Source organism: Nostoc sp. (assembly GCF_036917675.1).
GTDB lineage: Bacteria > Cyanobacteriota > Cyanobacteriia > Cyanobacteriales > Nostocaceae > Nostoc.
Window position 1 is genome coordinate 24,754 of the sequence record NZ_JBALCT010000046.1, and the last position, 24,816, is coordinate 49,569.

Sequence of the window (24,816 nt, forward strand, 5' to 3'; positions counted from 1 at the left end):
TCCTAACTTTTAACTCCTAACTTTTAAATTTAACCGTAGCTAGTTAGATTCCGAATCATATAGCCAATGACTAAACCAATCAACAATGCCCACACTTGACCTGTCTGTATAAAGTGGCTCCAAGCTTTTTGCATCTGACCCATAAGGTCTGGATCAGTAATTGTTTGCGCTAGCACCATCAAATTTACAGGCAATTGCCAAAATAACTGAGATATCAAATCGTTGTAGTGGCTCATATTTGGTAATTAAGAAGTTGGGGGTGGCAAATTTCAGTATCAGTTTATTTTTCACATAAATTACTGATAATGTACTGAAATATTGGGTATAACTTTAATGTCTTAACTCAAGATGCAGCCGATGCCAAGCGCAATTTCTCGGCAGTCCGCAAAATTTGCCCCGCCAAAACTGCTGCGCCAAAACCATTATCGATATTTACTACGCCTACTCCCGCAGCACAAGAGTTAAGCATTGTCAATAAAGGTGCTAAACCGCCAAAACTCGCGCCATAACCGATGCTGGTGGGTACGGCAATCACAGGACAACTCGCTAAACCCGCGACAACGCTGGGTAAAGCGCCTTCCATCCCCGCCACGACAATTAACACCGATGCTGACTCAATCAGGTGGCGGTTACTTAATAAGCGGTGAATCCCAGCAACGCCAACATCCCAGAGGCGCTGGACGCAAAAACCGGAAAGTTCAGCAGTGACAGCCGCTTCTTCAGCAACGGGTAAATCAGCAGTACCAGCAGAAAGAATGCCAATTTCACCCTGGAATTGTGGTTCGATAGTAGGGGGAGCGATCGCACAAATTCGCGCCGATTCGTAATATCGCAAACCGCTAACTTTTGATTCCAGTGCGGCATAAACTGCTGGTTCAATGCGAGTTGCCATCACCACCGGATTACGGAGGCGCATCACTTCCATAATTTGAGCAATTTGTTCGGGAGTTTTACCAAGTCCCCAAATCACCTCTGGGAAACCAGTTCTTAGCTGGCGATGATGGTCAATTTTGGCAAACTCACCCACAGATTCATAAGTTAAATCTTTGAGTGAATCTAATGCCGTATCTGGCGTAACTTTACCATTAGCAACCGCTTCGAGGAGCGATCGCAAAGTTTTTTCATCGGTCATTGGTTATTTGTCCTTTATCCTTTATCATTAGTCCTTTGTCATTCTTCCTTTGTGAATAACCAATGCCCCATGCCCAATGCCCCATTCCGAATTCCTAATCAGTTACTTTTAGCTCGTATAGATTCCAGAATGGGCCACCAAGAGCAGTATATTGAATTCCTTGGAAGCGATCGCGCACTGCTTGCAGATTCAAGCTCTCCACTAAATGAATAAACGGCAACTGTTCTGAGGCGATGCGCTGATATTGATCATAAATTTCCTTGCGCTTGTTTTCATCCAATACCTGTGCGCCTTTAATATAAAGGCTATCAATTTCCTTTTCCCAGTCGGAAACCTCCCGGCCAGTCATGGGTGGATCTCCTGGCTGTGGCCCCAAATTAAATGCGTGGGATGCACCGGCAATCCTCCAGATATTGCTAGCGCCGTGTGGTTCAATACCGCCTTCAGCAAATCCTCCCAGATAACAATCCCAATTATGCGTAACCTTGAGTTTTTCTAGATAAGAATTGAAGCTGAGAATTTGTAAATCTACTTGAATCCCAATATTACCGAGATCCCGTCTGATTTGAGAGGCCATATCTCCTCTAACTTTTCTTTCCGAATTCGTTAAAATTGTAAATCTGACTCGGTTGCCATCAGCATCAACAAGCTGATTTTGAGCATTATATTTGAACCCAGCTTGTAACAGTAATTTCTTAGATTTATCTGGCTCATAATTATATACTTTTAACCCTTTTTCTGGAGTAAGAAAGTAGGGACTTTTGATATAAACAAATGAATTTTGTAGTTCACCCAGTCCTCGATAAGCATTTGTTTTCATCGTTTCTCGATCAAGTGCATAGGCGATAGCCTGCCTAAATTCCTTTTTATTAAACCAGCTAGATTTAATTGGGTCTACGAAAGGTTTACCCTGAGAATTCTTAGCTTTACTAAGATTGAAAGCAATAAAACTTGTACTTGTACCTGGGCCGCCGTTATAAATTTTAAACTTTCCCCGTTTTTCTTCTCGCTTCAGCAAACTAAAACCTTCAGGAGGAACTTCTAAATCATCTAACTGCCCAGAGCGAAAACTAATTAACTGGTTTTCAGTAGATTCAATAATTTGCCAAACAATACGTTCAATGTAAGGCTGAGGATTACCCTGAGTATCTTTGCGCCAGTAATATGGATTACGCCGAAATATAACTCGCTGACTGGAAACGTAACTTTCCATAACATAAAGGCCGTTGCCAACAATTTGTTTAGGATCTGTGCCTGTTCCCCATGTTGAGAGAAACTTAGAATGTCCATCAGAGCCAATTGTACGAACTGCTTCCTGTAGAGCATGGGCTGGCATAATTGGGATGCCACCTACATATCTTAAAAAAGGAGCAAAGGGTTCTAGTATGCTAAATTCAACCCGACGCTCATCAATTTTTTTCACCTTTGGCAAACTGCCCTTGTCACCAATTCTTAGAGCATCTTTGGTAGAAGTGGGAATTTTAGGATTCAGGTAGATTTCGTTATAAGTAAAGACAACATCATCAGCAGTCATTGGCTTACCATCTGACCACTTAATTCCTTCTCGGAGGGTGATTACAATCCGTTGACCATCTTTAGAAATTTCCCAAGATTCTGCTAAAGCAGGCTCTAATTTTGTGGTTATAGGATTCTCATTAATTAATGAGTCATAGATGAAGCCAAAAACGCTATATGCCGACTCATTCAGAGCATAATTAAAAGTTGAAGGCTCGCTCAAAACTGCGGTGACTACTTGCGGCACTTGAGCCGCCGCCGTTTTAAAGTTAGCTGGGTTGCAGGCGGTAAGTGTAAGTGCTGTTGCTGAAGTCAGAATTAATGTTAGCCAAAAACGCCTAATTGCAAAAAAGATTGATGGTGATTTCATAGAATTAAATTTACTGGAATTATGTCTAATTATGTCTAATTATGTCAATAAATTCACCCGCAGCTTTATAGGACAAAGATTCAAGTGCGTCTAATCCTATATCTGGGGTAACTTTAGCATTGGCCACTGCTTCAAGGAGCGATCGCAAAGCTTTTTCATCAGTCATTGGTAATTAGCCTTTTGTCCTTTGTGAATATTTATTTACCACTAACCAATAACTATAGGACTTACGCAAAACTATACGCTGTACGGGCAATTCCTGAATTGCCCCTACCTGGAAATCTTTCTTTTCGGCTATTATTTGCCTAAGTCCTGAACTAATGACAAATGACTAATCCGTTACTTTGATTTGTTCAATATTCCAGAATGCGCCGCCAAGGGCAGAGAATTTAATGCCTTCAAAACGATTACGCACCGCTGACATTGAATAAGGATTAACCAGGTAGATAAAAGGTAAATTTTCCTGGGTAATCCTCTGTGTTTCGTCATAAATAGCTTTCACCTTTGCTTCGTCTAATTCTCGTGCGGCTTGAATGTAAAGATTCCCTATTTCCGCTTCCCAAGGAGCAACTTCCCAACCCTGAATCGGCTTTTGTCCTGCTTGGGGTTTCTGATTAAACATATGTAATCCGCCTTCAGGTGCCCAGACATTAGCTCCATCATTCGGTTCTAATCCGCCGGTTAGACCCATCAAAGAAGCTTCCCAATCCAAAGAGTTAGAAGTTTTGTCAGTAAAAGTATTCCATGCCAATGGGGTGAAATCGACTTGAATGCCAATTTTGCTCAAGTCTTGTTTAATTTGCGATCCCATTGCCTCACGAATTTTATTTCCAGCATTGGTAAGCAAAGAGAAACGGACGCGATTTCCCTGAGAATCTAGTAACTGATTGTTGTTGTATTTAAATCCTGCTTTGAGAAGTAATTTCTTCGCTTTTTGCTGATTGTAATCGTAAACTTTTAACCCCTCTTTAGGGGAAAGGTAATAGGGGCTTTGCACAGAAATCGGTGAATTTTGTGCTAGACCCAAGCCGCGAAAAGTGTTATTAATCATCGTTTGACGGTCAATTGCATAGGCTATAGCCTGCCGAAATTGTACATTATTGAACCACTGAGACTTAACCGGATCGACCAGTGGTTTTCCATCCCTTTTACCTTTGTTGAGATTGAACCAAACAAACGATGTACTGGATGTTGGTCCACCATTATAAATTTTGAAATTACCCTGCTTTTCTTGCACCTTTAGCAAAGAAAAGTAATCTGGCGACACTCCCACAGTATCTAACCCGCTAGAACGAAATTGTAGCAACGAGGTATCTGTTGATTCTACAATTTCCCAAATTACCCGTTCAATATAAGGCTGGGAATTGCCTTGAGCATCCTTGCGCCAGTAGTAGGGATTGCGCCGGAAGACCACGCGCTGACTCGTGTCATAGCGCTCTAGTTTGTAAGGCCCGTTGGCAATAATTTGGTTCGCAGGAGTATCAACGCCCCATTTTGTCAGAAAGGTCGGATGCCCATTTTGATCTTTAGTTTTTACCGATTCTTGCAATGTATGGGCGGGCAAAATTGGCGAACCTGTACTCAGTAGAAAAGGTCTAAAGGGTTCCGGTACGCTAAACTCAACTCGGCGTTCATCTACTTTTCGCACAGTGGGTAGCTTCCGACTTTTACCAATTCTCAAGCCGTCTCTCACATCTGTAGGAATCGCTTCGTTAAGATAAATATCGTTGTAAGTAAACACCACATCATCTACTGTTAGTGGCTGACCATCAGACCATTTCAACCCATCTCGTAGGGTAAAAACAATCTTTAATTTATCATCGGAAAATTGCCAGGATTCCGCTAATGCTGGTTCGACTTTCGCAGTTATCGGATTTTGGGTGATTAACCCTTCGTAAATTAGAGGAAAAACATTTGGAGATTCCTGACTGAGAGGATAGTTAAAGGTTTTAGGATCACTGAGAATGCTACTTACCAATTGTGGGACTTGAGCGGCTGGACTTTTAAAGTTAGCTGGGTTACAAGCGGTAAGTGTAAGTGCTGTTGCTGAAGTCAGAATTATTGGCAACCAAAAATATTTAATTGCCATAAATATTTTTCTAAAAAATTTCATAATTTCAATATGCTAATAGTGTAATCAATTTGATTCAGATTGTAGCCAACCAAGGAAGTTTTGAGTTTTATTGAAATACTGAATGCCACTATCTCGTAAAACTTCTATAACTTCACGTCTGCCAAATTCTTTAGAATTAGCGCTTAAAAATAATTTATTTTCATTAGGATGTAAGCCAGCATGAAAAATTATACATTCCAATATTACTCTATCTATAATGTGCTTATCAAAAATTTCTCTATTTAACGTTTCTTGAAAAATACCCGTACTTAATGTAATCATTTCTGATTTGCTGATTAAAAGCTACATCAAAACGTTCTTTAACTTCGTTATTTCGTTCAAAAAAGCTAGTTCTTGATTGCTCTAGGCGAAACAGCAGTAATCGTGCATTATCTGAATTATCTCGCTCTGCTTGATTAATTTGTATATCTAAGTTGCGGAGGAAATCTAGATTATATTTTTCTTCTTGTTCCAATGTTGTTAATGATTCTACAAAACAAATACTTGGCACTGCGATACGTAAAGAAGAGGGTGTATTTTGCAGTAATTCTTGTGCTTGTGAATCTTGCCCTTTAGCAATACTCATCAAGAAATTAGTTTCAACGTAAATTCTCACTGCGAATCAATTAATAAACTTGAGTTGTTCCGTCTTCTAGTAGTTGCAATAAACCAATTTCTGTCATTTCCTTTGTGAAAGGTGGTATTGCAGATTTCCAATGATAGGCCAAATCACGTAGCCAAGCTTCTGTAAGACCTTTAAGGTAAAGACTAAATATCCTTTTGTCGCGGAATTTTGGCTCGTAATGACTAAGCACATCAGCAGTATTAAGACTGATAATCGGTTCTGATAAATTATTGCCATCCCATTGAAAAATCAGAATTTTATTGACATCAACAAGCATAGCAAAGGGAATCGCTATCTTTGCAGCTTGTAAGTAATCAATCAGCCGTAAAATAGCATATTGTTTGGTTTTGGTTTCTTGAAAATTGAATGGTAAACCTTTGACTTCAGCGATGAGAATAATTTGTTCCTCTTTGTCTAAAGCAACAATATCAGGAAAGTCTATATCTTCTATGTTTGTAGCTTGTATGGCTCTAATTTCCCACCAAGTTAAGGTTTGTTTGTCCTTATAAATCATTGATTTTTATCCTCGTGAGTCTTGAATATCTTTATCAGAGGCTAAAACAAAAGTTACTCTGAAGCAACTAGCAAGACAACAGCATAAGCACATATACCTTCTTCGCGTCCAACGGGGCCTAATTTCTCGTTGGTGGTAGCTTTGATGCCAATTTGATTTGGTTGTAATTCTAAAACCGCCGCTAGTTTGTCACGCATATTGTGAATATGCGGTTTTAATTTTGGGCGTTCTGCTACTACTACCGAGTCAATATTTCCGATTTGCCAGCCTCGATCGCTAATTAGCTGATGTACTTGAGTTAATAGTACTAAACTATCTGCTCCCGCCCATTCAGGATCGCTAGGCGGAAAATAATGACCAATATCTCCCAAGGATAATGCCCCAAGCATGGCATCCATAATCGCATGGGTCAGCACATCAGCATCACTGTGCCCCAACAAACCCAGTTCATGGGGAATTTGAATTCCCCCTAAAATCAAAGCGCGATCGCTCACCAGCTGATGAATATCGTAGCCGTTACCAATCCGAATTTTACTCATTAGTCGTTAGTCATTAGTTATTGGTCATTGGTCATTTGTTATTTTTCAGGAGTTAGGAATTATTATTCTCCCCCTGCTCCCCTGCTCCCCTGCTCCCCTGCTTCAATTTTTCCAGGAGATCAGGGCGGCGATCGCCTGTTCTTTGAATTTGTTGTTCGTAACGCCACCGGGCGATCGCTGCGTGATTTCCACTGAGCAAGACATCAGGCACTTTCAAACCGCGAAAATTGGCAGGACGAGTATATTGGGGATAGTCCAACAACCCTTCCTCAAAACTTTCTGCTATGAGGGACTCCGTTTTGGCCACAGTTCCGGGTAAGAGCCGCACTACGCCATTAATCAAAGCCATTGCTGGAATTTCCCCACCAGTCAGAATAAAATCACCTAAAGATACCTCACGAGTTACTAAATGTAGCACCCTCTCATCCACTCCTTCGTAATGTCCGCAAATAACTACTAACTGGTCATAATTTGTCACCAATTCTTTCAAAAGAGGTTGATTAATTGTTTGACCCTGTGGACTCATCAAAATTACTTCTCTTCGGGGTAGAATTGGCAGCGACTCCACAGCAGAAAAAATCGGTTCCGGCTTCATTAGCATCCCAACGCCGCCGCCGTAGGGTTCATCATCTACCTTTCGGTGCTTGTCAGTGGTAAAGTCCCGTGGGTTAACCAGATGCACTTCGGCAATCTGTTTGGCTAAGGCTTTACCCAGCAGCCCAGAATTGAGAACAGAGTTAAAACAGTCAGGAAAAAGCGTAACTATATCAAAGCGCACAGTTATTCGTATTCAAGGACACTAATCTTAAATTTGAATGTCTAGCAAACATCATCAAGCCAAGGTCGGGTCAAATTCCAGTTAAACTTTATCAATAGTATCTAAAACTACCAGACCTCTTGGATTTTAGATGGGAGCAAAAGTTTTTCTAATTACTTAATTTATGTTTAAATGTTGTCACAACTACATTTAAATTAATAATCATATCAAGTTAACAACTTCCAGGATGCATCGAGCCAGCCTCAGAAAAAAGCGTAGTCTTAACTGCTCGTCCCCAACCCTAAAGGGGGAATCTAGCCCCCTAAAGACTATTTTGCCCTGCTGCAAGTGGACAGGTGAAAAACAAGGCGCTGGCTTTGAGGAACGGGAACGAAGACATTTAGACCGAGGCAAGGCGAGAATTTGGAGAGTGGCTGACCCCGTTCCAAACTTCCAAAAAGTGTCCTCTCAAAGAAGCAAAGCCCAAAAATCATGGCTGCTTCTGAACCTTGTTAAATTCACCTGAAGTTGTTGACAGGAGAAACACAATGCCGCAATTACAAGCTAAATCGCTAGAAATGAGGACACCCCAAGCAACTAAAACCGCCGTTCTGGTTATCGGAGGCGCAGAAGATAAAGTTCATGGGCGCGAAATCCTACGAACTTTTTTTGGACGTGCTGGTGCTAGTAAGGCTTATATTACAATTATTCCATCAGCCTCTCGCGAACCCGCCATCATCGGTGGTCGGTATATTCGCATTTTTGAAGAAATGGGTGCTCAGAAGGTAGAGATTTTAGACATCCGCGAACGGGAACAATGTGAAACCTCCCAGATTAAAGCATCATTAGAAGCCTGTAGTGGGGTATTTTTGACAGGAGGAGATCAGCTGCGTCTTTGTGGTGTATTGGCAGATACTCCAGCAATGGAAATTATTCGGCAGCGAGTCAGGGCGGGGCAACTTACCTTAGCAGGCACTAGTGCAGGAGCGGCAGTGATGGGGCATCATATGATTGCTGGCGGCGGTAGTGGAGAGTCGCCAAATCGTTCCCTAGTGGATATGGCAACGGGTTTGGGATTTATTCCCGAAGTAATCGTTGACCAACACTTTAATAACCGTAATCGTATGGGGCGACTGATTAGTGCGATCGCAGCTCATCCCGATCGCTTAGGTATTGGCATTGACGAAGATACTTGTGCTGTATTTGAACGCGATGGTTGGCTACAAGTCATGGGAAAAGGCAGTGTCACCATTGTTGATCCCACTGAACTCACCCACACCAACGAACCCCATGTCGGTGCTAATGAACCATTAACCGTGCATAATTTACGTCTCCATATCCTCAGCTACGGCGATCGCTTCCACTTGTATCAGCGGACTGTATTGCCTGCTGTACACCGAATCTCCAGCTGACGGGATAGAGTATCTGAGGTTACACTGAGTTGACCGCACAGCAGATTATATTTCTTGTTGCAGAAAAATGATAAGAATACCATGTAAAAAGAAAAAACTGTTTGCAATGAACAGTTTAGCGGTCAATTCCAGTAAGAAACTAGAATTTTGGTTCCGAATCTCCATCTACCTATTCCCATGAGAATCCTCAAGATCCAGACCTTACGCGGCCCAAACTATTGGAGCATTCGACGCCACAAGCTGATCGTCATGCGCCTCGATTTAGAAACCCTTGCCGAGACGCCCTCGAATGAAATCCCTGGCTTTTATGAAGGATTAGTTGAGGCGCTGCCGAGTCTGGAGGGTCACTATTGTTCGCCTGGCTGTCGTGGTGGTTTTCTGATGCGAGTCAAAGAAGGCACTATGATCGGCCATATCGTCGAACACGTAGCCTTAGAACTCCAGGAATTAGCTGGTATGCATGTCGGCTTTGGTCGCACCCGCGAAACTGCCACACCCGGAATTTTCCAAGTAGTGATCGAGTACCAGAACGAGGAAGCGGGACGTTACGCTGGACGAGCAGCTGTGCGGCTGTGTCAGAGTATCGTTGATCGAGGCCGTTATCCCAAGGCAGAACTAGAGCAAGATATCCAAGACCTGAAAGACTTCACCCGTGATGCTTCCTTAGGCCCTTCCACAGAAGCGATCATTAAAGAAGCAGAAAAAAGAGGTATTCCCTGGATGTCTCTAGAAGCCCGCTTTTTGATTCAGCTAGGCTACGGCGTGAATCAGAAGCGGATGCAGGCCACAATGACCGACAACACCAGCATTCTGGGCGTAGAGCTAGCTTGCGACAAAGAAGCCACTAAACGCATCCTCGCGGCTGCTGGTGCGCCAGTCCCCAGAGGTACAGTGATCAACTTCTTAGACGATTTGGAGCAAGCCCTGGAATTAGTTGGCGGCTATCCCATCGTTATCAAGCCATTGGATGGCAATCATGGACGTGGGATCACCATTGATATTAGAACTTGGGAAGAAGCTGAAGCCGGATATGAAGCCGCCAGACAGGTTTCCCGGTCAATTATTGTCGAAAGATATTACGTTGGGCGCGACCACCGGGTACTGGTGGTCAATGGCAAAGTAGTAGCAGTAGCCGAACGCGTTCCGGCTCATGTTATTGGCAACGGCAGATCGACCATCGCCGAACTGATTGAAGAAACAAACCTTGACCCAAATCGCGGTGAAGGACATGATAACGTCCTGACCAAGATTGAACTAGACCGCACCAGCTACCAGCTGTTAGAAAGGCAAGGCTACACCCTAAATAGCGTGCCACCCAAGGGCACTATTTCTTATCTCAGGGCAACAGCAAACTTAAGTACAGGTGGTAGTGCCGTAGACCGTACCGATGAAATTCACCCAGAAAATCTTTGGTTGGCACAACGGGTGGTCAAAATTATCGGTTTGGATATCGCTGGCTTAGATATCGTCACTACGGATATTAGCCGTCCTCTGCGGGAAGTGGATGGCGTGATTGTCGAAGTTAATGCCGCTCCCGGCTTCCGAATGCACGTTGCGCCAAGCGTGGGCATCCCCCGCAACGTCGCTGGTGCAGTGATGGATATGCTGTTTCCTAACGAGCAATCTAGCCAAATTCCGATCCTCAGCATCACGGGCACTAATGGCAAAACCACCACTACCCGACTACTAGCACATATTTATAAACAGACTGGTAAGGTAGTAGGGTATACGACTACTGATGGAACATACATCGGTGATTACTTAGTAGAAGCTGGCGATAATACAGGTCCCCAAAGTGCCCAGGTGATCCTCCAAGATCCCACAGTAGAAGTAGCAGTGCTGGAAACGGCTCGCGGTGGCATTCTCCGCTCTGGATTGGGCTTTGAAGCAGCAAATGTGGGGGTGGTATTGAATGTAGCCTCTGACCACTTAGGAATAGGCGATATAGATACCATTGAGCAGTTAGCTAACCTTAAGAGTGTAATAGCGGAAGCGGTATTCCCTGATGGCTATGCGGTACTTAACGCCGACGATCGCCGCGTCGCTGCCATGTCAGAAAAAACTAAGGCTAATATTGCTTACTTCACCATGAACCCCGACTCGGAACTAGTGCGGAAGCACATCCAAAAGGGCGGAGTAGCAGCAGTGTATGAAAATGGCTATTTGTCAATTGTTAAAGGTGATTGGACACACCGGATAGAAAGAGCAGAAAATATACCTTTAACAATGGGCGGACGTGCGCCGTTTATGATTGCCAACGCTTTAGCTGCAAGTTTGGCAGCGTTTGTGCAAAACGTCACGATTGAGCAGATTCGGTCTGGTTTGAGGACTTTTCGGGCTTCAGTTAGTCAAACACCAGGACGGATGAATCTGTTTAATTTGGGGAATTACCACGCTTTAGTGGACTATGCCCACAACGCAGCCAGTTATGAAGCTGTAGGTTCCTTTGTGCGAAACTGGACTACAGGACAACGGATTGGCGTAATTGGTGGTCCAGGCGATCGCCGCGATGAAGACTTTGTTACTCTGGGTAAATTAGCAGCGCAAATTTTTGATTACATCATCATCAAAGAAGATGATGACACACGGGGACGGCTAAGGGGATCAGCCGCCCAGTTGATTATTCAAGGCATCACCCAAGTTAAGCCTGATAGCCGCTATGAATCAATTCTGGATGAAACCCAAGCGATAAATAAAGGCTTAGACATGGCTCCTGATAACAGTCTGGTGGTAATTTTGCCAGAAAGCGTGACTCGCGCTATTAAGTTAATTAGGGCGCGTGGTTTAGCGAAGGAAGAGACACACCAACAAAATCCCGGCACAACTGTCATCGATTCCCAAAATGGGATCACACCTTCTTCTGTTGTTAATACCTTGCTGTAGTCATGAATCAGGAATCAGGAATCAGGAATCAGAATGACTTCTGTGCAACGCGCGTATAACTCGTTGCTGCAAGCGTCTCCCTTTATGGGAAAAACTATATTCAGAAATTTCTCAATATTTAAAATGCATCTTTTCGTGAGTGCATTTTTCCTGAACGCCAGTTGCTCCACTTGGGGAAACCCCAGACGCTCGTTGCGCTAAAGCGTCTCCCCTTGGGAGAAGACTGCACTGGCTCCTCCTATATTCTGACTTCTTTTATCATTGTTTTTCTTCTTCCTGATTGGTTTCCTGACTGGGAGTTTTCATCTCCTCCTTAAAACCTCGTAGGGTTTTGCCCAGTGCAGTTCCCAGTTCGGGAATTTTTTTTGGCCCAAAAATTAGAACAGCGACTATGGTAATTACAGCGATTTCTGGCCATCCCAGTCCAAACATATAAATTTCCTCTAAGGCATCTGTAATTAAATATAGACATTGATGGCTCAAATCTGATGAATTCACCACTGATAAGCGTTCGACCCTCTTGCAAAAATATGGTATAAAAAATAGATGCTATTACGCATTTTTACATATACCAATACCGATATCGCCAAATAAATATCTCAACTGTTATCATTTATTTCAGCTTCGATAGCTTCAGCAATCAAATTTTCTTCCTGTTCAATTTCATTTAACTCTTCGTCAAACACATCAAGTTCTTTCTTCGTAAGGGACTTCCAAGAAATAAATTATCCAATCTTGTGGGGTGGACATCTTGTCCGCCCTTCTCTATGTGCCCTCGTGTCGCCCACCCCACAAGAAGTAGTTGAGTATTTTTTTATTTGGAAGTCCCTGAAGACTCGCCTAGCCTTTCTGTAGAAAATTTCAACAATATTCGTATTATCCCTTTTAATTGCTTCAATATCATCTTTTTATAACTAATTTTTTAGACTCAATTCGACAATTTTCTGAAAATATCTAATTAATTTGAGAGAGCCTTTTTTAAAACAGTCCTAACTGTATTCCGTGGTTTTTATTATGAGCATTTTCTATTGCTATTGGTGGTAAATCTGCTGGGGGTTCAACAACCAAAGGAGCATTTTCTTCAAATCTCAGTTTTGAGCTTCTGATGTAGTCTTCATCAATCTCAAAAGCTAACCAGCGTCTTTGTAAAGTTTCTGCAACTCGACCTGTCATATTAGAACCGGCAAAAGGTTCTAAAACAATATCACCTGGTTCTGTACAAAGGTTGATGACAAACTCTGGTAAAGCTTGAGGGAATCTTGCCGGGTGTGGCTTAAAACCTTCTTGTTTGCAACGCCTTTGGTAATAATCGTTGGAAGCAGTATTTGAGGCAGAAATCACATTTACGGGCTGGACTAAATCTTCAAATAAAATTTCTTGTATAAGAGTCTGTTGACCTATTTCTTCTTTGTCTGTACTACAACGTCCATCAATAATATTTGGGGGGATAGCTCCTCCCCTGTCCTTCCCAAATTTATCGGAAATATCATGACCTGATGGCCTAATTTTGGGTTTATACCCATTCTTCAAAAGGTTTTTCATTGCATCACTATAAGGCTTTAAAACCCTTCTATTATTAGCTTTAGGATGTGGTTCTTTTGACAGCCACCAAATTGTATTTACCGAATCTTTAACTCTTTCCCTACGAACTGTTACCCATTCGGCAGGGGTGGGTAGTTTTGCTGGATTATACCAATATAATTCTTGTGCCAGATAAAATCCAAGTCCACCTTTTTCTTTTGCTTTGCACAAAGCAATAACCAGTTCAAAATGATAAAGAGAACGAACTGGCATCCCCTTAATCCAACTACCACCTATATCAATAACTAGTGAGCCTGTTGGTTTAAGAATACGGTAAAACTCTGCCGCATAATCTTTAAACCATTCAACATATTCATCGGCATCAACATTTCCGTATTCTTTTTTCCGAACCAGTGCAAATGGTGGAGACGTACAAATTAGGTCGATACTTTCGTCGAGTATACCTGCCATTAATTCTAGGCTGTTTCCCAAATAAGCAGCACCAAATTTTGTTTCGTAGTAAGGGTTATAATTAAGTCTCATCTCAATTTTGTTAGTACAATTGTACGGTCTATGAAGACAGTATTATCCATAAAAGCATATAGCGGTTCTCGACCCTTGTGAGGTACAAGAACCCCACCCCCAACCCCCTCCCCGCAAGCGAGGAGGGGGCTATGATGTACCTTATATGATTAGGAAATTAGGAAATGCTATAGGGTAATGTGCCAAGTATCTGTACTAATAATAGTACACAAGTTCTATATCTAGGATGGTAGAGACAGAACTGGACACTTTGAACAAAGCAATGATCAGCGCAACTAATTTCTAATTGGATTGGTAATTGGTAAACCTAACCAATCGCTTAATTCATTAGCTAGCCATTCCAGTTCCGCTTCAGATTTGATAGCACCACTAATACCACCAAGTTGATATTTTTTTACTCCTACCCAAATATCCAATTGTGCTGGAACGGCAGTTATAGTGCCTTCAGAGTCTTTAATAAAATGTTTTGGAATGTAAACCAACTTAGTAATACTTTGTCTTGGCGATGCACGGGGACGATAAAATTTCCAAGGAAACAACTCCCAGGTTAGGGTAATTTGTTCTGGATTCAGGCGTAAGCAGATGCGTCCAAATAAATGAAAGAGAATTTTATACACCATGAAAAAGCCAGCACCCCAAAAAGGAAGTGAAAACAAGGCAAAGGGGATGTTGACAGGAAAAGGTGCCGAGAGTGCGCCAATTGTCCAAAAGAGAATAAATGAATTCCAAGCGATCGCAAATAAACCTGTGAGTACTATTGATGGATCAAAACCAGTCGGTGGAACGAGAATTTCTAGAGAGTCTCCATTTTTCGTTAATTGAATCTTACTCCCATCTGGTTTGCCAACAGCCAAAGTCGGCAAGTTTGTCGGTTGCGGTTTCTCTAAGGCGGCGATCGCTTCGGTAGCAGAACTCAAACGCCGTTCTAAACTTGGTTCAATCATCCACTTTAGCCAATTGGTAAAGCTGGGACTCAGATTAGCTGCTTGTTCAAACTGAATGCGAAAATCCTTTTGGGGTAAATCACCTGGGTAAGTACCCGTCACTAAATAAATTAAGGTTGCACCTAAACTATAAAGGTCAGATGCGGCAACGGTACGTCCGCCAAATTGCTCCTGTGGCATATATCCATAGGTTCCTACCACAGTTCTTGTGCCGCTTTCTGTGGCGAGGACAGTCTGCACTGAGCCAAAATCTACTAGGTAAATTTGACCGATACTATTACCAGAGCGATCGCCCAATAAAATATTACTAGGCTTAATATCACGGTGAATTACAGGCGGATACAGCCCATGTAGGTAAACGAGAATCTCTAAAAGTGCTTTGGCTATCTGCTTGACTTCTGCTTCTGTAAAAGTCCGCCCAGTTTGTAAATATTGCTCTAAACTTTGGGCAGGGATATAAGTTTGTACTAGGGCAAATCCTTTGATGTTTGGTAAATTTACCTCAAAATAGTTTAAATAGTGAGGAATTAAAGGATGTGACAAAGATTTTAAAATTTCAGCTTCCCGCTCAAACAACTTGAGTGAATCCCATTCAAAGTCACCACCAAAAGAGAGTAACTTGATGACAACTAATTCTTGAGTTTGCAAATCACGAGCTAACAACGTCCGCCGCCCTGATTTTTTTCCTAATAGCTGCTGGACTTCGTAGCGTAGACGCGTAGTGTCTTGTCCGTGAACATCACCTAATATTTCGCCAATCATTATGGTTTCTGATAATGCTAGGGTTGAAAAGTTTTTAGCGCTTATGGCTTTTCAATTTGGCAAACCGATATCTTTAGTATAATTGCGTAGTTCTATGCCCTCCCAACTTTGGCCTTATATTACCCCTGGTATTCCCGATGAATTATTTGAACATTTGCCAGGAATTCCCCTGAGCCAGCGAGAAGTCCGACTACTATTAATTGCCCAACTGCGACTAAAATCAGATTCTGTGTTATGGGATATTGGCGCAGGGACGGGTACAATTCCGGTAGAGGTGGGGCTATTGTGTCCAGGCGGACAGATTATCGCTATAGAAAGGGATGAAGAAGTAGCTAATCTGATCAAGCGTAACTGCGATCGCTTTGAAGTAAAGAATGTCGAAGTAATTGAAGGTAGTGCCCCAGAGTGTTTGCATGACCTGAAAGTTACTCCTCACCGCGTTTGTATTGAGGGAGGACGCCCCATTCAGGAAATTTTGCAAGCAGCTTGGCATTATTTGCCGCCATCCGGTCGGGTTGTAGCCACAGCTGCTAATCTAGAAAGTCTGTATGCTATTTCCCAGAGCTTTTCCCTGTTAAGGGCTAGAAATATCGAAGTCGTACAGTCTGCGGTGAACCGCTTAGAGACGCGCGGCTTTTCTCAAACCTTTACCGCCGTTGATCCCATTTTTATCCTCAGTGGTGAGAAACTGGATTAGGAAATGGGGCATGGGGGAGGCAGTGTGATCTTGGGGTTTCCCCAAGTGGAGCAACTGCCGTCATGGGGCATTGCAAGAGGCGGCAAGGGAAGGAGAAAAACGGAGATGAGGAAGTAGGGGGAGCAGGGGAAGCAGTGGAAGAAAGGGAAGCAGTGGAAGAAAGAATAACTAATTAATTAATGCCCCATGCCCAATGCCCCATGCCCCATGCCCCATGCCCCATGCCCCATGCCCAATGCCCAATGCCCAATGCCCAATGCCCAATATTTAATACTTCTATGCCTTGGTCTCGGATTATTAGTGGAATTGTTGCGATCGCTCTTGCTCTTTCTGTTACCCTTTTGGGGGGCTGGTACTTTACCATCATGTTTGCAATTGTGGTCTTCTTGGGTCAACAGGAATATTTTAATTTAGTGCGAGCCAGAGGCATTACTCCTGCTGCTAAAACCACTATGGCTGCTAGCCAAGTATTACTAATGATTTGTACCCTTGATGGCAGTTTAGCTGATGCTGTGATGCCAATAGCTGGTACACTTATTTGTTTTTACCTGCTATTCCAGCCCAAATTTGCCACGATCGCTGATGTTTCCGCTTCTATTATGGGGCTATTTTATGTAGGTTATTTGCCGAGTTACTGGGTGCGGTTACGAGCAATTGATAGTGCTGCTTTTAGCAATCTCCCTTTCGGAGGTTATTGGCCTACAACCTGGACAGATTTCTGGGAAAAGGCAAATTCCGCTTCTTTAGGACAAGGTTTTACAGCAACACTGCTGACTTTTTTATGTATTTGGGCAGCCGATATTGGTGCTTATACCATTGGCAAATTCTTTGGGAAAACACGTCTGTCTGAGATTAGCCCGAAAAAAACTGTAGAAGGTGCTGTCTTTGGCATCATCTTCAGTGTTGCCGTAGCGATCGCAGGAGCCTATTATCTACACTTGCCCAGATCCCTCTTCACTGGTTTAGCATTAGGTTTGCTGATTGGCATTGCTAGTATTTTAGGGGATCTTACCGAGTCTATGCTGAAGCGGGATGCTGGAGTCAAAGATTCTGGACAGTTAATCCCCGGTCATGGTGGTATTTTAGACCGTACTGATAGTTATATTTTCACAGCTCCTTTGGTTTACTATTTCGTGACATTGCTATTGCCATTGATAACAGATAGCGGGACTTAAATAAAAGTGAAGAACAAAAAAGGGTAGAATGATTATCTAGAATAGCTTTCACGTTGAAAAAGCCTGATGAAAGAAACCACTCCCGCCGCTGCGATCGCACCTCTCCACAAACTAAAAAAACCCTCGCTGCTTGAGGGAACATAAGGGTTTTAGACCCTCAAAACCAAAAACCCCACAGATGTACTCTGTAGGGCTTTATCGTACGTTGTAGGGCATTAAGAGCGATTTTAGGATACCAGTCTTTTTTTAAGCTCTGCCTCTAGCTGTTCATCAGTACTGACCACTACCCGCCCTGGTTTAGATATCATAATACTGAGGAAATGTTGAAATGCTTCTTCATCCTGGGGGTTGGCTTTGACGTATTCCCGCAGTTCTTTTTCTGACAAATTTAAATAATCACTCATCCGATAATCTCCTCTCCATTGCTAAGAATCTCTAGCTGAATTGGGCATTGGTTGGTTCTTCTTCTCCTGCTCCCTGCTCCCCACTGCCCTTATTTCGAGAAGCGTTATATTATTTAAGATAAGTAATTGGTATTTTTAGTTTTTAATTTTTAATCATCAAGGATTAACGTTAATCCGCCCACGACACACCACCTTGCCTGGGATCAGCGTTAGTTCTTGGATATCGACATCTGAGCCAAGATCCAGATTGTACTCATGATTGTCCTCTAATATATCTCCTTGGTCAGGCTTGATTTGGATATGTGCCACTTGCAACTCATGGCCACTGAGTAACTGTAAGCCCAGACAAATCTCTAGAGGTGTGGTTTCACTATTGGTTACTCTCACGCCCCGCAGTATAATTTGATTGTTATCAAGGATAATTTCTTGCCAATTAATTAGTTGTGACTGTGGGTAATATGTTGGTAAAACCTTAACCAGTAAATCGCTCAAAGCAGTAGATAATAAGTCAGATGAGAGAGAAGCATTGAGATCCTTCTCGTCTACGATTAAATCGCCAACCACTGGTACTGTTTCTAACAGTCGTAGTGGCTGTCCCTTAAGTAGCGAGCCGATATTTATCCGAATATTTTCTGCTATTAATTGAATTTGTGTAATCAGGAGACCTTGATAAACTGCATGAGTAGCAAAAATAGATACCGAGGGGATGCGCCCAGAGAAAATTTGGCGATCGCTCGCTTTAATCTCCACTTCTAATTCCGATATTTGGCTCACTTGCGCTCTCAACCAGAGCTTTAGTGCTGTTGTGAGTCCCTGCGTAATTATGCGGATTTTATTTGAATTTGTGGTTTGGGAATTTTGCTCTTGCATCTAACCAATCTAATTAAACAAGCTTTAAATGTAACATTTATGCCTACTCGCTACAAAATGCAAATATCATTTAATTGTTAGTAAATAAGCAATTTCCACATGGAGGCACGGTTACAAAAAATTCTCGCTCAATGGGGTATCGCCTCACGTCGTGAAGCCGAAGAAATGATTAGGGACTCACGGGTGCAGATCAATGGGATATTGGCACATTTAGGTCAAAAAGTTGATCCCGAAAAAGATGCGATCGCAATCGATGGTAAACCCCTACCGAAAAAGCACCGTCCGGCTTTAATATATCTATTGCTACACAAACCTGCGGGAGTGGTTTCGACTTGCGACGACCCTCACGGCAGAACGACAGTTCTAGATTTACTACCGAAAGAATTACGAGAGGGTTCAGGTATTCACCCAGTTGGACGTTTAGATGCAGACTCGACAGGAGCATTAATCCTGACAAATGACGGAGAACTGACATTTGGACTAACCCATCCACGTCACAGTATTTCCAAGACATATTGTGTTTTGGTCAAAGGACATCCTCCAGAAGCAGTGCTGCAAATGTGGCGTCAGGGTGTGATGTTGGAGGGTAGAAATACCAGGGCTGCCAAGGTACAGCTAATAGAACGTTGTGCCGAGCAAAGCGTTTTAGAAATAGTCTTGCAGGAGGGAAGAAATCGCCAAATACGCCGGATAGCCCAACAGTTAGGATACCCAGTAATCAAGCTGCATCGGACTGCTATCGGTTCAATTCAGTTACAAACTTCAAAAGAACCATTTTTAGATGAGGGTAAATATCGTTCCCTCAAAGATCATGAGATTCACTTTTTGCAAAAGCAGATAATCCAACCTAATTATTGATTCAATGGAATTAAGGAGCGTCACTAGCCATGAAATGGCCAAGAAAGAAGAATAATCACCAGCCATCACTTTCATTAGAGCAACAACGCTCTGAAAAATTGGCAGAATTAGGCGCTAAACTTTTGGCATTGCGTCAAGAACAGATTCTATCTCTAGAGCAAGTGGTTGTATTAACCAGGATTCCCCGGCGATTATTACAGGCGATCGAAGAAGGTAATTTAAAGGAACTGCCAGAACCAATCTATATTCAGGGTTTGATCAGACAATTTGCCGAAGCACTCGGCTTGAATGGAGTAGAATTTTCTAGCACTTTTCCGATCGCTTCTGCACAAGTGAACCCTCAAGGTATGGAAAATATTTCACCCCTTAATCAACTACGTCCGATTCATCTTTACTTTCTTTACATATTCCTAATCGTCTGCTCTGTAAATGGCTTATCTCAGTTATTAAATAACGCTGTACTACAAGCAAGTAATAGCCAAAACCAGCCATACCCACAACAAAAATCCGTTGTTAAACCAGAACTAGCCCAACGAAAAGAGTCAGTTGAGGTTCAACCGATCAGCGATCGCCTTAACGGTGTCCACCAGGGACAGGCTGTACAGATTGGTGTCACTTTGAAAGCGTCATCTTGGATTCGCGTAGTAGCTGATGGCAAAACCGAGTTTGAGGGTATTCTGCCAGAGGGAACTCACCGAACTTGGAAAGCCCAAGAGCAACTGACAGTGAAAACTAATAATGCTGGTGGTGTGTTGATGAGCGTCAATCAAGAAAAAGCCAAGGAAATGGGAGAGCCTGGGAAGGAGGAAGAAATTAGGATTGCTGCTAAACCTAAGTTATGAGATGAGGGAGAAATCAATTCAAAATTCAAAATGACGAACGCGGACTCGCTCTTTGTGAGGCTAACAAACTTCAAAATTAAAGAAAAAGACTGAGGAAGATGAGGGAGATGAGGAAGATGGGGGAGTGTTTTTTCCCTTGCTGCCTCATCTCCCCATCTCGCCACTCCCTACTCCCTACTCCTCATTGTGCTTGCGGGGCGCGTCCATTGAGTCTCGTAAGAACTTTTAAGCGATCGCCTAATTCTTCTGTCAACGCTGCTGCTTGATAGCGCCACTCCCAGTTACCCTCTGCAACACTAGGAAAATTCATCCGCGCTTCGTTTCCTAATCCCAAAACATCTTGCAAAGGAATAATCGCTTGGTTGGCTATGGAACTCAAAGCTAGGCGAATTAAATCCCAATGAACGCCTTCAGGACTAATACAACCTAAATAAAGCAACAGGTTTTGTTTTTCGTTGTCGTTAGCTGAATTAAACCAGCCTAAAGTTGTGTCATTATCGTGAGTGCCGGTATAAACTACAGCATTTCTTGGGTAATTGAATGGTAAAAATGGATTTTCGGGATCAGAACCAAAGGCAAACTGCAAAACTTTCATCCCAGGAAATTCATACTTGTCTCGTAGCGCATCAACCTCTGGTGTAATTACTCCCAAATCTTCCGCTAAGACGGGTAGCTTGCCCAACTTCTGCCTAATCACTTCAAAAAAAGCATCTCCAGGCGCTTTGATCCATTTACCATTCATGGCATTTTGTTCACCTTGAGGCACAGACCAATAAGCCTCGAAGCCCCGGAAGTGGTCAATGCGAATTATATCTACATAATCCAGCATTGCCTCAAAGCGCTGTACCCACCATTTAAAGTCTTGTTTTTGCAATTCCTCCCAGTTATAAACCGGGTTGCCCCACAATTGACCGGTGGAGCTGAAGTAATCTGGTGGGACTCCTGCCATTTGGGCAGCAACTCCTGTCTCTTCATCTAAGCAAAACATATCGGGATGCGCCCACACGTCGGCACTGTCGTGAGCTACGTAGATGGGGATATCGCCGATAATGTCAATACCGCGCATGTTGGCGTAGCTTTTCAGGTCTGACCACTGCCGGAAAAACTCAAATTGGACAAACTTGTAATAAAAAATCTCTCCGTTGAGCCGATCTTCTGCCTGAGCTAATGCTTCTGGTTTGCGCTTGACAAGTTCTCGCTCCCATGTATGCCAGTTTGCATTGTCGTTGGCATCTTTCAGCGCCATAAATAAGGCGTAATTATCTAGCCAATAGGCTTTACTGTCACAAAAACCTGCAAACTCTTTATGCTGAATCGGCGTAGCATTCGCTTTAAAGTTTTCACAGGCTTTTTTGAGTAGCCCAATTTTAATCGGCACAACCTGGTTGAAGTCTACCTTTTCTACCGCAAATCCTGGTAAATTTGCAAAGTCTTCTTCAGATAGCAAACCGTCTTCTAAGAGTTTTTCTGGGCTAATCAGCAGAGGATTTCCTGCCATTGCGGAGTAGCACATATATGGAGAATTGCCGTATCCAGTGGGGCCTAATGGTAAAACTTGCCAATATTGTTGATGGCTCTCTTTGAGAAAATCAATGAAGCGATAGGCTTCTAAGCCTAAATCTCCAATACCAAATCGACTGGGAAAGGATGTAGGATGCAGCAAAATGCCACTGGATCTAGGAAAAGGCATATTTAACCTGAATTATGGGAAGAAGCGATCGCATCAATCTATCACGGAACAGTATTTGCAGGGTAAATCAAGTAAACTCATGTTGATTGTCATTTGTCTTTGGTTGATTAACTAATGACTAATGACCAATGACTAATGACTAATAACTATGACTTACCGAAATCCTACACCGACAGTTGATATCATCATTGAATTAGTAGACCGACCTCATCGGCCAATAGTGTTAATTGAAAGACATAATCTACCTTTAGGTTGGGCTATTCCTGGTGGTTTTGTGGATTATGGCGAATCTGTGGAAGTGGCGGCGCGGCGAGAAGCTGAGGAAGAAACGGGTTTGCAGGTGGAGTTGGTTGAACAATTACTGGTGTATTCTGACCCCGACCGCGATCCGCGTCAGCATACTATTAGTATTGTGTTTTTGGCGACAGCTACGGGGGAAGTTGTGGCTGGGGATGATGCTAAGGGTGTAGGAGTTTTTGAGTCTTGGCGAGTGCCTAGTAATTTATGTTTTGACCACGATCGCATTTTGCGCGATTATTGGCGATATCGGCATTATGGGATACGTCCGAGGTTGGGGTAGGAGGGACGAACCGCGAAGGCGCGAAGGGCGCGAAGGAAGAAAAGAGAGGAATATCTGTGACACAAAGTTTTTGTGATTATACTGTGTCAATGGTATTTAAAGGTGCATTATGAATGCTGAAGAACTGTTGGAGAAATACGCCGAAGGACAACGGAACTTTCAAGGAGCAGTACTCAAAGAAGTAGACCTGAGAAATACAGACCTGATTCAAATAGACTTATCTAATGCCGACCTGACTGGTACTAATTTTAAATGTGCAGATTTAAGTAAGGCAAACCTAACAGAGGCAATAATTAACGGAACCGATTTTAGTAAGGCATGTCTGACAACCGCAAATTTCAGTAAAGTGAACGGTAGAGAAATTTGGGGCAAGAATACTCGGATACAGCCGTCAGCAAACTTTAGTGGTGCAAACTTAAGCAGTGTTAACTTAAGTGGAGCAAATTTGAGTAGTGCAAACTTGAGTCACGCCAACTTAGACAAGGCAAATTTAAGTCATGCAAATCTAAGTGGTGCAAACTTGAGTCACACCAACTTAGACAAGGCAAATTTGAGTCATGCAAATCTAAGTAGTGCAAACTTAAATCACGCCAACTTAGACAAGGCAAATTTGAGTCATGCAAATCTAAGTAGTGCAAACCTGAGAGAAGTGTTCTTAGCAGGAGCAGACTTGAGTAATTCAACACTCAATAGTATAGATTTTAGTGGAGTTTCCCTAGTAGGAGCAGATTTGAGTCGAGCTAACTTAGAGGGCGTAAACTTTCAAAAGGCAAATCTACAGGATGCCAAACTGCAAGCAGTAAATTTACAGAATTTTAATCTATCAGGCTTAAATATGACTGGATCTGATTTGGCCGGAGCAAATCTTGCACAGGCAAACCTTAGACAATCTTGTTTCCAAAGGGCAAATCTGGAGAGAGCAGTTCTCCAAAGAGCAAATTTGACAAACGTAAATTTGAGGGAAACCAATTTGACCAGAGCAGACTTGACTGATGCTGCTACTTATGGATGGCTAATTGAGGATGCTGACTTCAGTCGTGCAATAATGCCAGATGGAGAAGTCTACAAACCGATCGCTTCTGAGGTGGAAATCGGTAAGCAGGAAACATCGTTAAATAAAGTATTATCTATGACTCGTAAAGTAATTCGTACTGATAACGCACCCGCTCCAGTCGGTCCTTATAATCAAGCGATCGCAGCTTCTGGTCAATTTATATTCATAGCTGGACAAATTGCCATCGATCCCCGCCTTGGTGATGTCGTCTACACTGATGATGTCAAAAAGCAAACCGAGCAGGTAATAGCTAATCTGGAAGCCATCCTCATAGCATCTGGGGCGACTTTTCAAGATGTGGTGAAAACCACCGTATTTTTAGCTGATATGAATGATTTCGCGGCGGTGAATGCCGTCTATGCTAAATATTTCCCGGAAGATACAGCCCCAGCGCGGGCTTGTGTTCAGGTATCGCGCTTACCTAAAGATGTCTTGGTAGAAATTGATGCGATCGCTGTGATTAGTGGTTAGAAGGAAGGTATCAATCTATCAATATATAGGAGGTAAATCACTAAAATTCAGCCGGGGAACGGGTTTTGTAAACAAGCTGCAAGCACTCCTCAAAATCATCCCCTTGCCAGGTTCCTGCAAATTTTAGCAAGTCTTCTGCTTTAGAGCCTCTAAGAATTGGTGTTGCTTCCTGTATTTCCGGTTTCGTTTTCTGATTGGAAGTATCATCATTTTTTTCCGTTGACAGAGCTAGATAATGTTGGTAATTTCCTGCCCATTCGACAAACACTTCATCGTCAGAAGTTTCTCCTTGGCTATATTTGGCAAAAAAATCTTCTGAATTCATTTGGTACTTTATTTCATAGGTATTTAATTGTTTGGTAAGAGCAATCAGCGCATCTGGTGGAGATGTATATTCGATGATTTGTTTCCGCATTGATTTCTACATTCAGTTTCATTAGTTTATACTATAGCCATTTTCAATCCGGTGAGGTACAGGTCTGTAAAGAGACCTAACCCCCTAACCCCCTTCCCGAAGCGGGAAGGGGGAAAAATTCTTTAATTAC

General features: G+C 42.7%; 25 protein-coding genes. 8 read left to right on the forward strand and 17 right to left on the reverse strand.

Features of this window, described 5'->3' with window-relative positions; all coding sequences use genetic code 11:
* Positions 1-29: 29 nt before the first annotated feature.
* From V7K31_RS15885 to trmD, 10 genes are all read right to left on the reverse strand, one after another.
* Positions 30-236, reverse strand: coding sequence for a hypothetical protein (locus tag V7K31_RS15885; RefSeq protein ID WP_335095271.1), 207 nt, complete (start codon positions 234-236; stop codon positions 30-32).
* Positions 237-343: 107 nt separating this feature from the next.
* Positions 344-1,132: a nickel pincer cofactor biosynthesis protein LarB gene (gene larB / locus V7K31_RS15890; RefSeq protein WP_335095272.1), complete on the reverse strand. Its 789-nt coding sequence runs from the start codon at positions 1,130-1,132 to the stop codon at positions 344-346.
* 94 nt (positions 1,133-1,226) lie between these two features.
* Entirely contained in the window at positions 1,227-3,017 is a 1,791-nt protein-coding gene (locus V7K31_RS15895) for an ABC transporter substrate-binding protein (protein ID WP_335095274.1), read from the reverse strand.
* 25 nt (positions 3,018-3,042) lie between these two features.
* Positions 3,043-3,183, reverse strand: a complete 141-nt coding sequence (locus V7K31_RS15900) for a hypothetical protein (RefSeq protein WP_335095275.1) — start codon at positions 3,181-3,183, stop codon at positions 3,043-3,045.
* Positions 3,184-3,348: 165 nt separating this feature from the next.
* Positions 3,349-5,106: an ABC transporter substrate-binding protein gene (locus V7K31_RS15905; RefSeq protein ID WP_442941296.1), complete on the reverse strand. Its 1,758-nt coding sequence runs from the start codon at positions 5,104-5,106 to the stop codon at positions 3,349-3,351.
* A gap of 48 nt (positions 5,107-5,154) precedes the next feature.
* On the reverse strand, positions 5,155-5,412 hold the full coding sequence (locus V7K31_RS15910; RefSeq protein ID WP_335095277.1) for a hypothetical protein: 258 nt from the start codon (positions 5,410-5,412) through the stop codon (positions 5,155-5,157).
* Positions 5,369-5,716 (reverse strand): hypothetical protein, encoded by a 348-nt coding sequence (locus tag V7K31_RS15915; protein ID WP_335095278.1) that lies wholly within the window; start codon positions 5,714-5,716, stop codon positions 5,369-5,371. Before V7K31_RS15915 ends, V7K31_RS15910 begins: the two co-directional genes overlap by 44 nt.
* A 40-nt stretch (positions 5,717-5,756) precedes the next feature.
* The gene (locus tag V7K31_RS15920) at positions 5,757-6,269 is read right to left on the reverse strand and encodes a hypothetical protein (protein WP_335095279.1); all 513 of its coding nucleotides are present in this window, start codon (positions 6,267-6,269) and stop codon (positions 5,757-5,759) included.
* Positions 6,270-6,322: 53 nt separating this feature from the next.
* Positions 6,323-6,808, reverse strand: a complete 486-nt coding sequence (gene ispF, locus V7K31_RS15925; RefSeq protein ID WP_335095280.1) for a 2-C-methyl-D-erythritol 2,4-cyclodiphosphate synthase — start codon at positions 6,806-6,808, stop codon at positions 6,323-6,325.
* Between the two features lie 52 nt (positions 6,809-6,860).
* The gene (trmD, locus tag V7K31_RS15930; protein WP_335095281.1) at positions 6,861-7,586 is read right to left on the reverse strand and encodes a tRNA (guanosine(37)-N1)-methyltransferase TrmD; all 726 of its coding nucleotides are present in this window, start codon (positions 7,584-7,586) and stop codon (positions 6,861-6,863) included.
* A gap of 527 nt (positions 7,587-8,113) precedes the next feature.
* Between trmD and V7K31_RS15935 the strand changes: the two genes are divergently transcribed.
* Together V7K31_RS15935 and cphA are read left to right on the forward strand one after the other, a co-directional pair.
* Positions 8,114-8,977, forward strand: a complete 864-nt coding sequence (locus tag V7K31_RS15935) for a cyanophycinase (RefSeq protein WP_334999133.1) — start codon at positions 8,114-8,116, stop codon at positions 8,975-8,977.
* A gap of 177 nt (positions 8,978-9,154) precedes the next feature.
* Positions 9,155-11,860, forward strand: a complete 2,706-nt coding sequence (cphA, locus tag V7K31_RS15940; RefSeq protein WP_335095311.1) for a cyanophycin synthetase — start codon at positions 9,155-9,157, stop codon at positions 11,858-11,860.
* Between the two features lie 258 nt (positions 11,861-12,118).
* Here the strand turns inward: cphA and tatA are convergent, their stop codons facing one another.
* The 3 genes from tatA to V7K31_RS15955 form a co-directional block, all read right to left on the reverse strand.
* Positions 12,119-12,292, reverse strand: coding sequence for a twin-arginine translocase TatA/TatE family subunit (gene tatA / locus V7K31_RS15945; protein ID WP_335095312.1), 174 nt, complete (start codon positions 12,290-12,292; stop codon positions 12,119-12,121).
* A 546-nt stretch (positions 12,293-12,838) separates the two neighbouring features.
* On the reverse strand, positions 12,839-13,924 hold the full coding sequence (locus V7K31_RS15950) for a DNA-methyltransferase (RefSeq protein ID WP_335095282.1): 1,086 nt from the start codon (positions 13,922-13,924) through the stop codon (positions 12,839-12,841).
* A gap of 275 nt (positions 13,925-14,199) precedes the next feature.
* Positions 14,200-15,630 carry a serine/threonine protein kinase gene (locus V7K31_RS15955; protein ID WP_335095283.1) on the reverse strand — a complete coding sequence of 477 codons (1,431 nt, stop codon included), beginning with the start codon at positions 15,628-15,630 and terminating at the stop codon, positions 14,200-14,202.
* 94 nt (positions 15,631-15,724) lie between these two features.
* Between V7K31_RS15955 and cbiT the strand changes: the two genes are divergently transcribed.
* Together cbiT and V7K31_RS15965 are read left to right on the forward strand one after the other, a co-directional pair.
* Positions 15,725-16,327, forward strand: a complete 603-nt coding sequence (cbiT, locus tag V7K31_RS15960; RefSeq protein WP_334942835.1) for a precorrin-6Y C5,15-methyltransferase subunit CbiT — start codon at positions 15,725-15,727, stop codon at positions 16,325-16,327.
* A 278-nt stretch (positions 16,328-16,605) separates the two neighbouring features.
* Complete coding sequence (locus V7K31_RS15965; protein WP_335095313.1) at positions 16,606-17,502, forward strand: phosphatidate cytidylyltransferase; 897 nt, start codon at positions 16,606-16,608, stop codon at positions 17,500-17,502.
* Between the two features lie 227 nt (positions 17,503-17,729).
* Here V7K31_RS15965 and V7K31_RS15970 read toward each other — a convergent pair whose 3' ends face one another.
* Together V7K31_RS15970 and V7K31_RS15975 are read right to left on the reverse strand one after the other, a co-directional pair.
* Positions 17,730-17,906 carry a DUF6887 family protein gene (locus tag V7K31_RS15970; protein ID WP_335095284.1) on the reverse strand — a complete coding sequence of 59 codons (177 nt, stop codon included), beginning with the start codon at positions 17,904-17,906 and terminating at the stop codon, positions 17,730-17,732.
* A gap of 156 nt (positions 17,907-18,062) precedes the next feature.
* Entirely contained in the window at positions 18,063-18,776 is a 714-nt protein-coding gene (locus tag V7K31_RS15975; protein ID WP_335095285.1) for an LmeA family phospholipid-binding protein, read from the reverse strand.
* 99 nt (positions 18,777-18,875) lie between these two features.
* On the opposite strand from V7K31_RS15975, the gene V7K31_RS15980 reads away from it, so the two are divergent.
* Together V7K31_RS15980 and V7K31_RS15985 are read left to right on the forward strand one after the other, a co-directional pair.
* The gene (locus V7K31_RS15980; RefSeq protein ID WP_335095286.1) at positions 18,876-19,634 is read left to right on the forward strand and encodes a pseudouridine synthase; all 759 of its coding nucleotides are present in this window, start codon (positions 18,876-18,878) and stop codon (positions 19,632-19,634) included.
* A 29-nt stretch (positions 19,635-19,663) separates the two neighbouring features.
* On the forward strand, positions 19,664-20,476 hold the full coding sequence (locus tag V7K31_RS15985) for a helix-turn-helix domain-containing protein (protein WP_335095287.1): 813 nt from the start codon (positions 19,664-19,666) through the stop codon (positions 20,474-20,476).
* 181 nt (positions 20,477-20,657) lie between these two features.
* Here V7K31_RS15985 and malQ read toward each other — a convergent pair whose 3' ends face one another.
* Positions 20,658-22,166: a 4-alpha-glucanotransferase gene (gene malQ, locus V7K31_RS15990; RefSeq protein ID WP_335095288.1), complete on the reverse strand. Its 1,509-nt coding sequence runs from the start codon at positions 22,164-22,166 to the stop codon at positions 20,658-20,660.
* Between the two features lie 148 nt (positions 22,167-22,314).
* Between malQ and V7K31_RS15995 the strand changes: the two genes are divergently transcribed.
* Both V7K31_RS15995 and V7K31_RS16000 read left to right on the forward strand, forming a co-directional pair.
* A complete protein-coding gene (locus V7K31_RS15995) occupies positions 22,315-22,746 on the forward strand; it encodes an NUDIX hydrolase (RefSeq protein ID WP_335095289.1) in 432 nt (143 codons plus the stop codon).
* A 109-nt stretch (positions 22,747-22,855) separates the two neighbouring features.
* Positions 22,856-24,271 (forward strand): Rid family detoxifying hydrolase, encoded by a 1,416-nt coding sequence (locus V7K31_RS16000; RefSeq protein WP_335095290.1) that lies wholly within the window; start codon positions 22,856-22,858, stop codon positions 24,269-24,271.
* A 40-nt stretch (positions 24,272-24,311) separates the two neighbouring features.
* Here the strand turns inward: V7K31_RS16000 and tumA are convergent, their stop codons facing one another.
* Positions 24,312-24,686, reverse strand: coding sequence for an antitoxin TumA (gene tumA, locus V7K31_RS31905; protein WP_442941297.1), 375 nt, complete (start codon positions 24,684-24,686; stop codon positions 24,312-24,314).
* Between the last annotated feature and the right edge of the window lie 130 nt (positions 24,687-24,816).

What these genes read in the sequence shown, in the direction of transcription:
- V7K31_RS15885 (WP_335095271.1), bottom strand. Translation starts at nt 236, where the DNA reads ATGAGCCACTACAACGATTTGATATCTCAGTTATTTTGGCAATTGCCT.
- larB (WP_335095272.1), bottom strand. Translation starts at nt 1,132, where the DNA reads ATGACCGATGAAAAAACTTTGCGATCGCTCCTCGAAGCGGTTGCTAAT.
- V7K31_RS15895 (WP_335095274.1), bottom strand. Translation starts at nt 3,017, where the DNA reads ATGAAATCACCATCAATCTTTTTTGCAATTAGGCGTTTTTGGCTAACA.
- V7K31_RS15900 (WP_335095275.1), bottom strand. Translation starts at nt 3,183, where the DNA reads ATGACTGATGAAAAAGCTTTGCGATCGCTCCTTGAAGCAGTGGCCAAT.
- V7K31_RS15905 (WP_442941296.1), bottom strand. Translation starts at nt 5,106, where the DNA reads ATGGCAATTAAATATTTTTGGTTGCCAATAATTCTGACTTCAGCAACA.
- V7K31_RS15910 (WP_335095277.1), bottom strand. Translation starts at nt 5,412, where the DNA reads ATGATTACATTAAGTACGGGTATTTTTCAAGAAACGTTAAATAGAGAA.
- V7K31_RS15915 (WP_335095278.1), bottom strand. Translation starts at nt 5,716, where the DNA reads ATGAGTATTGCTAAAGGGCAAGATTCACAAGCACAAGAATTACTGCAA.
- V7K31_RS15920 (WP_335095279.1), bottom strand. Translation starts at nt 6,269, where the DNA reads ATGATTTATAAGGACAAACAAACCTTAACTTGGTGGGAAATTAGAGCC.
- ispF (WP_335095280.1), bottom strand. Translation starts at nt 6,808, where the DNA reads ATGAGTAAAATTCGGATTGGTAACGGCTACGATATTCATCAGCTGGTG.
- V7K31_RS15935 (WP_334999133.1), top strand. Translation starts at nt 8,114, where the DNA reads ATGCCGCAATTACAAGCTAAATCGCTAGAAATGAGGACACCCCAAGCA.
- cphA (WP_335095311.1), top strand. Translation starts at nt 9,155, where the DNA reads ATGAGAATCCTCAAGATCCAGACCTTACGCGGCCCAAACTATTGGAGC.
- tatA (WP_335095312.1), bottom strand. Translation starts at nt 12,292, where the DNA reads ATGTTTGGACTGGGATGGCCAGAAATCGCTGTAATTACCATAGTCGCT.
- V7K31_RS15950 (WP_335095282.1), bottom strand. Translation starts at nt 13,924, where the DNA reads ATGAGACTTAATTATAACCCTTACTACGAAACAAAATTTGGTGCTGCT.
- V7K31_RS15955 (WP_335095283.1), bottom strand. Translation starts at nt 15,630, where the DNA reads ATGATTGGCGAAATATTAGGTGATGTTCACGGACAAGACACTACGCGT.
- cbiT (WP_334942835.1), top strand. Translation starts at nt 15,725, where the DNA reads ATGCCCTCCCAACTTTGGCCTTATATTACCCCTGGTATTCCCGATGAA.
- V7K31_RS15965 (WP_335095313.1), top strand. Translation starts at nt 16,606, where the DNA reads ATGCCTTGGTCTCGGATTATTAGTGGAATTGTTGCGATCGCTCTTGCT.
- V7K31_RS15970 (WP_335095284.1), bottom strand. Translation starts at nt 17,906, where the DNA reads ATGAGTGATTATTTAAATTTGTCAGAAAAAGAACTGCGGGAATACGTC.
- V7K31_RS15975 (WP_335095285.1), bottom strand. Translation starts at nt 18,776, where the DNA reads ATGCAAGAGCAAAATTCCCAAACCACAAATTCAAATAAAATCCGCATA.
- V7K31_RS15980 (WP_335095286.1), top strand. Translation starts at nt 18,876, where the DNA reads ATGGAGGCACGGTTACAAAAAATTCTCGCTCAATGGGGTATCGCCTCA.
- V7K31_RS15985 (WP_335095287.1), top strand. Translation starts at nt 19,664, where the DNA reads ATGAAATGGCCAAGAAAGAAGAATAATCACCAGCCATCACTTTCATTA.
- malQ (WP_335095288.1), bottom strand. Translation starts at nt 22,166, where the DNA reads ATGCCTTTTCCTAGATCCAGTGGCATTTTGCTGCATCCTACATCCTTT.
- V7K31_RS15995 (WP_335095289.1), top strand. Translation starts at nt 22,315, where the DNA reads ATGACTTACCGAAATCCTACACCGACAGTTGATATCATCATTGAATTA.
- V7K31_RS16000 (WP_335095290.1), top strand. Translation starts at nt 22,856, where the DNA reads ATGAATGCTGAAGAACTGTTGGAGAAATACGCCGAAGGACAACGGAAC.
- tumA (WP_442941297.1), bottom strand. Translation starts at nt 24,686, where the DNA reads ATGCGGAAACAAATCATCGAATATACATCTCCACCAGATGCGCTGATT.